We start from the raw sequence: 11,707 nt of genomic DNA on the forward strand, positions 1-11,707 counted from the left end.
CCTTACAACTTAATGGAATGTCTCCTTAGCGGTTTTCAATAGGCGATCGTACTGCTTTTTAGTAACTTCTTTCACTTTGCCTTTATAACCGTTCAATTTGAGTTGCAACGTAGTCGCCATATATTCCATCGGACTGTTTGTTTGGAATAGTCCGTCCAGCGCTCCATCTTTCCCTAGAACTGAGTAGTATTTAATCAAAGCTACCACCGCCTATTTAACTAAATTGAGCTTGTGTACCCTAGCCCTGGTAACTGATTAGCTTTGATCTCATCTCCTTTTTGAGAAGAAGTGTCTCATCCTCAGTCAGACGAATTTTACGTATAGTTCCTTTGCTTACCTGATAAGACTTCACCTTGGGAATTGACATTGAGAGTCCTCCTTAAATGGTTCCTTTTTTGTATCAACTCCCTATGCCATAATGACAGCAAAGGAGTTGATCTTATGGAAAAGTCGTTTTACTATTCGGTCAACTGGAGTGAAATTAGCTATCTGAAAGAGGCCTTAGACGCCTTAGAAGTGCCTTACTCGATTGAACAGCCTTCAGATCGTTTGAATCTGTCACCTGGCGATGTGGCGATCGTCTTCCCAGACCTGAATGTCCGAGTATATAATCACATCCGAGAGCTATTTGATGGTCATGGGCTACGCTACCCTGAGTAGCCCAAAATCCTCTATCTGCTCTTCACGCAACTCTTCACGAATGACTTTCTTTTGCCATGCCATCCATTCCGCAGCACTCATGTTCATGCCTATTTCCTCCCGTTCCAGGACGGCCTACCGCCGCCAACTTTGTAATTGTTCACCTGACTGACAGCATTAGTTTCTCGTGCCCAGTCGTAGATTTTTTTTGGTATGATCACTGGGCTGTTTCGCTTTGGTTTCTGTGTGTCGTCGCTCAACTTCCACACTCCCTCTCTTATCAAGCAGCACCGTTGCCAATAAGCTTGTCCACATGGACTAAATAGTCTAATATTGCTCGATTAGTCTGTGTAACCAGACATCCATACACTTCAAAGTCTTCGATTGGGATGCTTTTACGACCACCATTCTGTGCATGAACCATCGCCATTCGAATAAAAGATAACGATACGAAATAGGTCGCCCTAAATGCTGCAAACTCGATCAAGAGGAAGCATACCGCCCCACTCTTATCAGCCTTCTCCAGGTGCTCAATCTGGTGCTTGCTGATGTTAGCTAGGTCGAATCTTGTACGTTCTCTGGTACTCTTTGCCTCAAAGTAAATGGCTCGTCCACGGTATACACCATCGTAATCAACGGTGGATTTTTCTTCGAAGTAGCCTGCAAGGACACGGCTGCCTTTCGTTTTCGTAGGCTTTATTGGAGTAGGCCGTTTGTTAATCAGTGCAATGCCAGCTTGTTCATACTGAAGATTGGTATAGTTCAGAATGTCTTCAAAGCCTTTTCCTCTGTTGGCTTGGCTTGTTTTCAGCTTCATGGCTTCTCCTCCCAGCCTCACGCTACCTGACGTGGTATCCAGTTACTCACATATCCAAGAGCAGCATCCAAATCCTTCTTGAGAATGTCAGCGTAGCTGGTGACTCCGAAGCGATCCCAGAGGTCCCGATACAGCTCCCTGATCAGCTGCGAGCGAATTTTCTGCAAGTCCTCTCCAATTCCGTCCCGGACCATTGTCAACTGGCGGAAGGTAACCTGTTCTGCGAGTTCCACACCACGCTTCTGAACAGCCTTTCGCAAAATTCGTTGCTCGCGACTTGTTAAAGTGATTTGTGTCTCAACCTTGTAGTCAATTTCCAAAATCTTTTTCTCAACACTGTCCAGCCGTTGTTCGTGTTCGATCGCCTGCTTGAAAAGTTCCATCCTTACTCGTCGTTCATCCAGTGGCACAATGTTTGATGTCAACTGCTCACGCATTGCTTTGAATTCCTGAATGAACCGGATCTTCATTTTCATAGCTTCTGGTGTAACGTATGACATCGCAATAAGCGTAAATGCATCTTCTGTCATGTTGTATTTTGGGTACCACTGTTTGTTCTGTAGGTGCTGATACTGGGTCTGCTCAAAGTTGAGCACCCCCCATTTATGCTCGCCTGCTTCGTTTAGCTTTTCGATTTGGATCTCGATATCCCGCAGAACGTTTCGGTGGTCTTTATTGAAAACTTCCGCGATTGTCAGGCTGTCCGTTACTGGACGTCCATTTTCGATAAAAACAAGTTTGCTCATGGTAATCCTCCTTTGGGAAATTATTTGCCCGCCGCTTTTTGGCGTTTTCTCAACCCCGTAAGCATTGCTGCAAGTTCCGGGTCCTCCGCAATTAGTTTTCCTCTTTCAAAAATTCGTCCATTTTTCTCTTGTTCTCTTTGCCACTCCACTGAATCAGGAAGCTTGTCTACCAGTTGGACGACCTTGCCTGAGCGCCTCAGTTCCTGTTTCTTTCTGTGCTCCTTGTCCGCGAGATCAGCTTGTTCTGCTGTTCTGGTTCCGCGAGAGAAAAGGTTATTGATCGTGCCCTTGGCATAATTCCAGTCCTTTCCCTTCTCCGCTGCATCACGCATTGCCCAAGCCAGTAAGTCCATTTGTAACCCTTCATCGAGATAGCTATGTAGTAAATTCATGATGGTTAAGTTTGGTTCATAGACAAAGTAGTGCTTGTACAGGTCAATGACACTTTTGTAAACATGAAGGTCCCGATCACCTACCACTACCACCACTACCACTGGTTCATTATTTGGATTTGAGGAGGGTAAGGGTGGTAGTGGTTTTTTTTCTTTCTCTGTTTCTGTATTTGAATCTGTATCTGAGTCTGTATCTGTATATAGCGCGTGACCAAGCGTGACGCCGTGTGACTCGCCTGTGACAATCGAGTGATCATCTTCATTTCCCTTGGTATCACTGTTATCTTTCGCACTTGCGAATGCAGCCTTTCTCTTCTCCTCGGCCTCTCTCGCCCTTTGCTTTTGTTTTCGTTCTCTTGTCTTGTCAGGACGATCAGATGGTTTTTCGTATTGTCTTTCTAAAAAATTAACGAGTGTCACGCCCCCATCCGCGTGACGTTCCATCATGTTGAGAGTGACACATAAATCTATAAATCCCGTAGCTTTGTCAATTTCGTCTGCTCGTAACCCTGCAGCGTGTGCTAAGTCGGAATCTGTGTACTCTATCCCCTCAGCTATGAAAAGCTTTCCCCTTACACTCGCTTGGGACGCTTCGCACATCGCTGTAATCCAAAGCCATTTTTGCGCCGTGGTAAACCTACGTAGCTTAGGGTCCTGAAGTATTTCAGGATACAATCGAAACCAGGTAATCATCCTCGCTGTTTCCCTCCTCTGCCTTTTTCTACGATGCCCCTACCCGATAGAGAGGAAGGAGCACAGTTTGTTGATACTCCACAAACGCTAGACGACCAGCTCTCGTGTTGTGAGCCTTCCAGTGGCAAGTTCCTGTCTGTGTAACTGGCCCGCATGCCAGAGCAACGTTCCATGGCTCTCCAGTACCACCTTGGCTTCGGAATATGATGTGATGTCCTTCCAAGGTCCAGACATGCGGCAATCCTTTCCTGCACAGCACGCAGCACGCCTTATCCCGTTCCCATACCTCTTCCATAACCTCTGAAGTGATTTTTCCACGTTCCTTTTGCTTCTTCACACGCCTTTTATGATTAGGTTTTGGTACTGCGCGGACCTCATTGAACATACTCATGATAGTCCCCCCCCTTTAAGCCCCATTTCCCTAACAAATTGGCTAGGCATAGCCTCATATGTCTTCTTTCCGTACAAAGCAACTTCGCGTGGTCTTGTGAGGAACAAACGACGTTTAGCTCGTGTAATAGCGACGTAAGCGAGCCGCCTTTCTTCCTCCATGTCCTCTGTCCGTTTGGAAGGAAATGTTCCTTGGTTCATACCGGCAAGAATCACCGTATCGAATTCAAGACCCTTGGAACCGTGGACGGTAAGCAGTTGAACGGCATCCTCATCTTTCCGATAGAAATCTTGAATATCGCGGATACGTAGCCATTTTAGGAAGACCTCAATGTTATTCCGTTCCCCTGCAGCCTCTTGTTGATTGCACCACCACCGTGTGTAGTGGAGAGCTGCCATCATGTCTGCCACCCGATTTTGTAATCCCTTTTGTTCATAGAGACTCTTTAATCCCATTGCATAAGAGGCTTGTTTCAAAGCTTCGTAGGCACTAATGTCAAACAGCTTGATTTCTTCAGAATTTCGCAAGCTGTCAATCAAAGTTGTAAAGGCCCGCACATTGCTGTTTCCGTTCGTTCGCATGATGTCCAGAGCCCGCTCACTGGACCAATCTGTACCTGAAAGCAACATAGCTTTTTCAAGGTCTGTCATGCGGCTTTGCGGAAAGTTAATGCATGACCAAAGTGCTTTTTCATCTTTTGGATTCACGACTAGATTAAGAAAGCTGATCAGTGTTTTGATATCTGTTCGTTTAAGAGGATCAGCATCCCGGTTGACTACAGTCGCCATCACATTAGCTTCAGTTAGCTGTTCCTTGATGAATGCCAACTGTCCGTTTGTACGGGCAAGAACTGAGATGTCAGCAAGCCTATTCCCTTTCTCCTTATGGGAGGAGGCCACCTGACTGATAAAGTTACCTTCATCCTCTGGGTTACTTGACTCCACCAACTCGATCCCATCACCCAGTAGTTCGTTGATCAGTTTTTTGTCCGTTCGATTCTGGTTGTGTTGAATCAAGAGATTGGCAGCCTCAACGATTGGCGCTGTAGACCGATAGTTTCGCTCCAACTTGATTACCTCGCAACTTGGGTACTCAGTAGGGAAGTCTAAGATATTCTGCACGTTGGCCCCGCGAAATCCGTAGATCGCTTGGTAATCGTCTCCGACGACAAACAAATTGTCAGGTGCCATTGCTCGAATAATGTCCATCTGCACGTTATCCGTGTCCTGGAACTCATCCACGTAGACGTATCTGTATTGGTTCCGGTAGTATGCGGAAATATCGTCTTGCTTCATTAACTCCAACGTCTTGAGCAATAATTCGTCTAAACTGACAGCGTTGCTCTGTTTCAATCGATTGAGATATTCCCGCGCCGCCTGTTCCGAATCGTAGGTGTAGCATTGCGCTTCCTGACCAAACTGCAGCTTGCTGATGTCGTCCAGTACCTGTCGTACCTTGGCATCGTATTTGAACTCGTCTAAGACGGCTGAAATAATCGCGATCTGGTCATCATGGTCGTAGATACTAAAGTTCGGCTCCAGCCCAACCCGATGCCCCCATTCACGTAGAACGGTTACGCAGAAGGAGTGGAAGGTGTTGCAGAAGAGTTTCTTTGCTTGGTCCTCGCCAATCAGTTTGGCAATACGCTCTTTCATTTCCAGTCCAGCCAATCGGGTGAAGGTCAGGGCGAGCATGTTGCTTGTGCCCACCCTCTTTTCTTCATGGAGATAAGCGATCCGAGTTGTGAGTGTCTTCGTCTTCCCAGTACCCGCCCCAGCCAAGCAGAGAATTACCTTGCTGCCTGATGTAGCCGCCTGTCGTTGTTCCGCATTAAGTCCATCAAGCAACATCTTCAGCAGCCTCCTTGAGTCCTACCTGATGTACCATCCATCCATCAGGCAAGATGTCATAAGGGGCGATCACACCGGATATGAGGATGTTGTCCAGCTTATCTGATAGCTTGTCCAGCCCTTGCAGAACGTTCTTGAGATTGGTTTCATCAAGGTTCTCGAAATTATCCAGTGCCAGCACTTTTACTGGAGGCTTTGCTCGATCCAGAACAGTAACCAGAAAGGCAATGAGGAAAATCATCTGCTGTCCAGTGGAAAGCGCATCGAAATTACGGCGTTGTCCCCATTCTTCCCAGCCGAACTGGAAGATTTCTTGTCCCGTGTCGGACTCTGTTTGGAAGAATACCGGCTTGTCCATGCCCAGTGCTCGCAAATTCGTCTGGATATCCTCTCGCATTGGTTCCAACATCGTCTTCACAATCTCCCCTTGGATGCCCTTTGCTCCTAGAGCTTGGTCTAGCATCTTGAACGCCTCGGATTTGTACTCAGCTTCTTTGTTTGCCAGCATCGAAGAACGAAGCGATACCATTTGATTACGGACCTTTTCTTGCTCCTCCACCTTGCTTTGCAATTGGTCAATTTGATCACGCAGCCCGGTTCTACGGGTTTCCAACAGATCCAGTGGTGCGATTGGATCAATGGACTCATTCTGTAGCTTCTCACGCTCATCTTGAGCCCTTTTCAGATCATCTAGTCTCTTCTGTTCCGTATTAAGGATGGCTGATTTCTGTGCTTGTAAATTGCGGATAGATTTAGCTGCTTGTGCATTCTCTTGTTGGCGTCGAGTGATTTGCTGCATGATTGCTGACATACGTTGTTCAATTGTGGTTATCTGGATCTGCCATTCATTTGCCTGTTCAGAAGCAATGCGAAGGTTTTCCTGTTGCGCGATCAGTTGATCATCTTTTTCTGTAAGTTGACTTGCTGCATGTTGGAGATAAGATGAAAAGTCTTTATTGCAAGCAATCTGCTTTTGAATAACGCAAACTCCGTTAGCCTGATTGATGGTATCCACTGTTTGTTGTATGGATGCCCGTTCCGTTGTCAACCTGGTAATATCTCGATTAAATTGAGGGATATCGAACTGTTGAATCTGTGTAAGCTGTTTCTGCAAATCTGATTTTTCCTTTGCCAGCACAGCGTACTCGTCGGATTCCTCCATATGAACCATTTGCGACTCAATTGATTCAATTTGCTGATCAATCCAATTCGTTGGATCTGGTGTTTGTGCGGCCAGCCGATCAATCAAGCTCGCTAACTCTTGTAACCTTGCAAGTCTACGATCAATGGCTTTTTTCTTTTCCGTGTCTCGTGCCAGTTGCGCCTCAGTCTGCACCAATTGCTCTCGCATTTCGGCAAGCTCTGTTTTGTTCGCTTCAATATTCCGGTCTGTCTCTGCCATTTTGTTCTTTTGCTCAGCAAGCTGCTTTATTGCACCTTCGGCGTTCTTGGCCTTCTCTTTCCACGTCGTCCATTCGCGAGATACGTATCCCCGAATTGCCAGCAGCCCTTCATCGATGGTCATTCCGTCTTGATATTCTGCTAAGCCAGCTTGGATAATTTCCTGCAACGCTTGAAACAGATCGGGGGATTTGACCTCGATATCCATGGTCAGTAGCCGTTCTTCTAGGTACCGTGCTACGCGTTCTTTATCCCAGCCCCCATTAATTCCCGCGCTTAACCCATAGATGAAATCGCGGCGCTTCGCATCTGAGAGCGAAAGGAATTCGTTGAAATCTAACATGACCGGGAAGTTACCAACCTCAGCCGCTACTCTTGTTTTCCGCTCTGTCTCCGTTCGTTCACCGCGTGCTGGAGACACTGATACGGTTTCAGATATTGTAGGGTTCGGAATGCCCTTGCTCATCTTGATTGTTCGTTCAAATGTTCGTGTAAATTTAAATCCACCCACTTCCAACCCAATGCCCATTACGCTGTCGTCTGAAGAAAACTTGTAGTTGTCGGCGGGACGCTTACCATTACCAGGTACATACCCAAGTAGCGCCATCTGCAATGCTTGTAGCCTCGTAGTCTTCCCAGATCCATTCGGCCCGATAAAGATATCCTTTCCCGTTAATACCTGCTTGTCCGTGGTACCCTTCAAGTTCTGCATAGTTATCGCTGAGATTTTGCTCATTACCAGGTCACGTCCCCTTCCGGATCATTGTCATTTACCTGTTCGATTTCTTCCTGTGATGCAGTAGCGTTGGTATCAATAACTTCTACCGCCTTACCATTCACGTTGATTTCCTCACCGCGTTCTGCCTGATCTGCAATGTACAGAAGTTGCTTTCTGGTAAAATCGTTGACATATCCAATTACAGGAACGGAAGCTTTCCGCTGCTTGTCTGGCCCCTCAAAGTTCACAAAACTGAATGCCAATGCAGGATGCTTCGAGAGTACCAGTCGCTCACAAATGCTCTGTGCATTCCGTTCTGCAAATAATTTCTTTTGAATAAAGGTTTCAACGGCTTTAAAGGTATCTTTTTGATTGAAATCAACCCATATTCCAAACTGACCTTCGATTTTGTAAAAACCACCTGTTTTCCTGTCATCTTCTGTCAGACTTTGTTCCAGGCAAACGCGGCCCATTGCCGCATTATCTTTGACTTTTTTTATCAAATCCTGTATGAAGTACATATTCACGTCATACAGTAGAGTTGCCGAGCTAATTACAAGGTTTCCTGTAGGCGAGTACCCAATGGCTATCTTCTTAACCCATACCTTTGAAATCGTGCTGCTCTCTGGATCGATAATCGGGTAAGGATTCACCACTATGTTTCCATCTGGTAAGGTCAATTTCTCTGGCGTCACAATGGATATACCAGCGATCTGATTCGCTTTGTAGTAACCTTTAGCAGTAACCATTGCCTTTCCCTGGACGACAGCAAGTTCTCCTTTGCTTTCCGCAAAATCAACTCGTCCTTTTACGCATTTCAGCAGCCCATCCTCTGTTCGTTTGATAAATACTTCCCCATCACCTAGAATTGCAACATTTTGATCCCGATACATCCTGCCCCAGTTTTCTAGCATGATGACTCTTTCTTTCAACTGGTCAGTGGTCATTAATTCTGCTTGTGTTGTCAATTCAATAACCTCCTGCTTGTTTTTTGGAGGCGAACGCGCTACGCTAGAAGTAACCGAATTCTAGTAGCGTGTTTCACCTAAAGACTCCGTTGCTGCGGGGTCTTTTTCGTTGTCCAATTCAACGTCATCCAGCGTGGTCCAGTATTCCTCGCCTCTAAAGTCACGCACTTTCACATTCACTCCATGAAAGCTCTCATCTGCATCAACAATGGTGACTTTATGCTTGAGTCTTCCCGTTTGATGGATCAGATCCGTACGCTTGTTGGGTTTGATAGGCTTATGCCAGCCCACAGTCATCCTCCTTCCTTTGTCACGAGGCTGCCGCGTCCCAACCTCTACGCGGCCGTTGCAGCTCCTATGACTGCGCCACGACTTTTTGCCTCGCTTATGTAAGACCTGTCTTCAGTTTCCCGATCCGCTTATGCGGTCGTCAGTGCCGGGCGGTCATCTCCGGCAGACTGAGGCGAATTGCCCCAGTTTCGACTATTTGAGTAATCGCCTCGCTTGTTCTCTTACCCCATCGATGAAGTCTTCATAGGCCATTGTTGCTTTCGTATCTACCAAAAGCTCAAGCTCCTCTATGACATCTTGAACGGTCCATTCCATCCCGCTGTCATCTACATCGAAGGCCAATAACTCCAACATGCGTTGCCTTCCAGGTTCTGTATTCTCGACATACTCTGGTAGATCAAGCGCTGGCGCGTTCAATTTGCATCGACTCCTCTAATGCTGTGATCTCACTAAGGCGGTATTCAATTTCGTCTTGAAGCTCCAACATGCGGACCTCGGCAGCATCACGTTTATTGCGATAGTGAAGCTGAAGGTCGTCTGCTTCTGTATGCTCTGCCTGTGCTTCACCTTTCATGGCAGATAGATTTTCAATCTCCTTTTGCAACTCCTGAATACGGATGTGTACAGGTTTCATTGGGCTTGTCCTCCTTGGATAGATGTGATATCCTTCCGTTACGTATAGTTTTTCTAAGCCGTCTGTTCGCTGCAGGCGGTTTTTTCTTTTTCTATCATTAGTTCCATTTCAACCATTTCGCTAATGGTTATGACCTTACGCCCTACTGGTCGATCTCCGTCACAAACCAATTCAATGACGCCTTGAGTTGTTGTCAGATCTTTCATACTCTCTTCTCCTTTAAATCAGCTTTATAGTGAAGCAACCTTGCTCGATAGTTTTCGTTCTGCTCATCTGGAGTCGTATATTGCTTTGCGATTTTTGGCATCAGAAGATTCGTCATAGCCGCATCGTATGCAAATGTTCCTTCTAATATCTCTAAAACACGTTTGTTCCAATCGTGGTTCGGGTTCATAGAAGTGTCCCTCCCGCAAAGAGCATTTCTTGACGCTCACGGCGCATTAACTCACGTGGATCACTCACCACAATTTCTTGTGCCCTGGCTTCAACGAGCCAGTTATGTTGATGTATCGCAGGGTTAATGCCGTACCGTTCATCCATCAAGATATGTACATCATCCCCGGCCTGGAAAAGGTCCTCTATCTGCTTTCCTGCTACTTTTAAGATTCGTTCATCATCAGCCGTTAAAGCTTCCCACGGCCTTCTAGTACGTTCCCACTCGATCAAGACTTGCGCCTCATTGATAACGTCCTGACATTGTTTGATCAAGTTGTATAAAGTGGCTGTAAAGTTGATCATTAAGCGCGGGTCAGTTGGCGGTGGTGCGTCTCCATACAAGTGTTTCAGCATGCGTACTGATCTGTGATTGCCACATTCTCTTACAAACGCTTCTGCGTCTTCTCTTGATGGTGTAGCCCGTCCGTTAATCACATCCGATACCCAACGGGCTGACCTGCCCAACCTTTTACCAAGTGATTCGTACGTCAGTTGTTCGCCTGTACGCTGATTTTGATAGGCGTAATCGCAGATATCATGTATCCGAGAGCGAGAGTAAAGTGAAATCGTCGTGCTACTGTTCCCCATCTGTTCTCCTCTTTTCTATTTGATTGTCGATGTACAATAAATCTACGCTCATCTTCCAGACTCCCCCTCGTTGCTCGCGATGGGGGAATTTTTATAAATAGCGAAGCTCAATCGTCCTTGTAGTCCACTTAACTCCTATCGTTGTCAGGATTACTCCTGTAGATATCAGCTATGATAGGAGCCAACTTCCGGGTCATTTCTTCACGTGGCACAACTTTTACATAAACCATGATGTTTTGCGGATCAGAACGGCCAAGGTGAGCGGTGTATTCTTGATCACTTGGAGCCAGGTTGCTTTTCAAGCGCAGTCATCTCCTTTCATACCGGTTTGGATTTCTTTATTATGTTCATTTTTTGAGCGTCTTCCTCAAAAAAAAGATACTCCATCGACTTTTTAAGTACTCTCGAAATTCTATATGCTACTGGTAGGGACGGAAGGGTATATCCTCGTTCAATATTTGATAGCATCCCACGAGATAATTTAGCTTCCATTGCTAAATCATCCTGTGTCATGCCAATGTTTTTGCGGGAACTAATTAGGTTAATGCGCGGAACAAGCTTTTTCACCGAGACTCACCTCACTTTCCTAAACGCTCATTTAATGAACCTTACGCTTATAATATACGCTCATAAAGTGAGCCTGTCAATATGTAATTGTTCAAATATTGAACGTTTATTTTATGAGCAATTACTAGTAAAATAGGAGCAAGAAATGAGCGTGATATCAATGGGTTTTAAAGAGCGATTAAAGGAACTGAGAACAAAAAAAGGCCTTACACAAGAAGCTCTTGCTGCCTCTTTAGATATACCTGAATCTACGATAAGGCGGTTAGAATCCTCAGATGAAGGGTTGCCTCGTCGAGAACGCTTAGAAAGAATCGCTGACTTCTTCGGAGTGCAGATCGATTATCTTTTGGGACGGACAAACGAACCTTCCCCATCCGATAATAACGATAATAAAAACAATACCGACGAACTCACAAGTATCCTGTATCACAAGTGGGACAAGCTTGATGAAAGAAGACGTAAACAGGCACTCAAATTAATAGACATTCTTGAGCAAGAGGCTGACGAGGAAAACAACAAGGATTGACAACAAGACACGCAGCACACCATGTTGCGTGTTTTTCTTCTATATGGTATA

The 11,707-nt window shown here is 45.8% G+C and carries 19 protein-coding genes; 2 read left to right on the forward strand and 17 right to left on the reverse strand.

Translation table 11 applies throughout. The annotated features are described in order from the left end of the window. Positions 1–9 precede the first annotated feature (9 nt). Both ACIFQN_RS26650 and ACIFQN_RS26655 read right to left on the reverse strand, forming a co-directional pair. On the reverse strand, positions 10–198 hold the full coding sequence (locus tag ACIFQN_RS26650; protein ID WP_429836064.1) for a hypothetical protein: 189 nt from the start codon (positions 196–198) through the stop codon (positions 10–12). Between the two features lie 40 nt (positions 199–238). Beyond that, on the reverse strand, positions 239–367 hold the full coding sequence (locus ACIFQN_RS26655; RefSeq protein ID WP_429836065.1) for a hypothetical protein: 129 nt from the start codon (positions 365–367) through the stop codon (positions 239–241). A gap of 74 nt (positions 368–441) precedes the next feature. Between ACIFQN_RS26655 and ACIFQN_RS26660 the strand changes: the two genes are divergently transcribed. Next, a complete protein-coding gene (locus tag ACIFQN_RS26660; RefSeq protein WP_429836066.1) occupies positions 442–660 on the forward strand; it encodes a hypothetical protein in 219 nt (72 codons plus the stop codon). Positions 661–919: 259 nt separating this feature from the next. On the opposite strand, the gene ACIFQN_RS26665 is transcribed toward ACIFQN_RS26660, so the two are convergent. The 15 genes from ACIFQN_RS26665 to ACIFQN_RS26735 form a co-directional block, all read right to left on the reverse strand. Beyond that, complete coding sequence (locus tag ACIFQN_RS26665) at positions 920–1,456, reverse strand: Holliday junction resolvase RecU (RefSeq protein ID WP_429836067.1); 537 nt, start codon at positions 1,454–1,456, stop codon at positions 920–922. A gap of 17 nt (positions 1,457–1,473) precedes the next feature. Beyond that, on the reverse strand, positions 1,474–2,202 hold the full coding sequence (locus ACIFQN_RS26670) for a Rha family transcriptional regulator (RefSeq protein ID WP_429836068.1): 729 nt from the start codon (positions 2,200–2,202) through the stop codon (positions 1,474–1,476). A 20-nt stretch (positions 2,203–2,222) separates the two neighbouring features. After that, positions 2,223–3,287 (reverse strand): DnaD domain protein, encoded by a 1,065-nt coding sequence (locus ACIFQN_RS26675; protein WP_429836069.1) that lies wholly within the window; start codon positions 3,285–3,287, stop codon positions 2,223–2,225. Positions 3,288–3,315: 28 nt separating this feature from the next. Beyond that, positions 3,316–3,678 carry an HNH endonuclease gene (locus ACIFQN_RS26680; RefSeq protein WP_429836070.1) on the reverse strand — a complete coding sequence of 121 codons (363 nt, stop codon included), beginning with the start codon at positions 3,676–3,678 and terminating at the stop codon, positions 3,316–3,318. After that, positions 3,675–5,528 (reverse strand): ATP-dependent helicase, encoded by a 1,854-nt coding sequence (locus ACIFQN_RS26685; protein ID WP_429836071.1) that lies wholly within the window; start codon positions 5,526–5,528, stop codon positions 3,675–3,677. The genes ACIFQN_RS26680 and ACIFQN_RS26685 overlap by 4 nt, the downstream gene beginning before the upstream one ends. Next, entirely contained in the window at positions 5,518–7,665 is a 2,148-nt protein-coding gene (locus ACIFQN_RS26690) for a hypothetical protein (protein ID WP_429836072.1), read from the reverse strand. The genes ACIFQN_RS26685 and ACIFQN_RS26690 overlap by 11 nt, the downstream gene beginning before the upstream one ends. Then, the gene (locus ACIFQN_RS26695) at positions 7,665–8,615 is read right to left on the reverse strand and encodes a hypothetical protein (RefSeq protein ID WP_429836073.1); all 951 of its coding nucleotides are present in this window, start codon (positions 8,613–8,615) and stop codon (positions 7,665–7,667) included. The genes ACIFQN_RS26690 and ACIFQN_RS26695 overlap by 1 nt, the downstream gene beginning before the upstream one ends. A gap of 60 nt (positions 8,616–8,675) precedes the next feature. After that, positions 8,676–8,906 (reverse strand): hypothetical protein, encoded by a 231-nt coding sequence (locus ACIFQN_RS26700; protein ID WP_429836074.1) that lies wholly within the window; start codon positions 8,904–8,906, stop codon positions 8,676–8,678. Between the two features lie 192 nt (positions 8,907–9,098). Next, positions 9,099–9,260 (reverse strand): hypothetical protein, encoded by a 162-nt coding sequence (locus tag ACIFQN_RS26705; RefSeq protein ID WP_429836075.1) that lies wholly within the window; start codon positions 9,258–9,260, stop codon positions 9,099–9,101. A 43-nt stretch (positions 9,261–9,303) separates the two neighbouring features. Further along, positions 9,304–9,540 (reverse strand): hypothetical protein, encoded by a 237-nt coding sequence (locus ACIFQN_RS26710; protein ID WP_429836076.1) that lies wholly within the window; start codon positions 9,538–9,540, stop codon positions 9,304–9,306. A gap of 53 nt (positions 9,541–9,593) precedes the next feature. Beyond that, on the reverse strand, positions 9,594–9,746 hold the full coding sequence (locus ACIFQN_RS26715; protein ID WP_429836077.1) for a hypothetical protein: 153 nt from the start codon (positions 9,744–9,746) through the stop codon (positions 9,594–9,596). Further along, positions 9,743–9,934, reverse strand: coding sequence for a hypothetical protein (locus ACIFQN_RS26720; protein WP_429836078.1), 192 nt, complete (start codon positions 9,932–9,934; stop codon positions 9,743–9,745). Before ACIFQN_RS26720 ends, ACIFQN_RS26715 begins: the two co-directional genes overlap by 4 nt. Further along, the gene (locus ACIFQN_RS26725; RefSeq protein ID WP_429836079.1) at positions 9,931–10,563 is read right to left on the reverse strand and encodes a helix-turn-helix domain-containing protein; all 633 of its coding nucleotides are present in this window, start codon (positions 10,561–10,563) and stop codon (positions 9,931–9,933) included. Before ACIFQN_RS26725 ends, ACIFQN_RS26720 begins: the two co-directional genes overlap by 4 nt. A gap of 128 nt (positions 10,564–10,691) precedes the next feature. Beyond that, on the reverse strand, positions 10,692–10,865 hold the full coding sequence (locus ACIFQN_RS26730; RefSeq protein ID WP_429836080.1) for a hypothetical protein: 174 nt from the start codon (positions 10,863–10,865) through the stop codon (positions 10,692–10,694). A gap of 16 nt (positions 10,866–10,881) precedes the next feature. After that, positions 10,882–11,130, reverse strand: a complete 249-nt coding sequence (locus tag ACIFQN_RS26735; RefSeq protein WP_429836081.1) for a helix-turn-helix transcriptional regulator — start codon at positions 11,128–11,130, stop codon at positions 10,882–10,884. Between the two features lie 145 nt (positions 11,131–11,275). On the opposite strand from ACIFQN_RS26735, the gene ACIFQN_RS26740 reads away from it, so the two are divergent. Continuing rightward, a complete protein-coding gene (locus ACIFQN_RS26740) occupies positions 11,276–11,656 on the forward strand; it encodes a helix-turn-helix domain-containing protein (protein WP_429836082.1) in 381 nt (126 codons plus the stop codon). Positions 11,657–11,707: the final 51 nt, after the last annotated feature.

The sequence above is a fragment of the Brevibacillus sp. NRS-1366 genome (assembly GCF_050467985.1).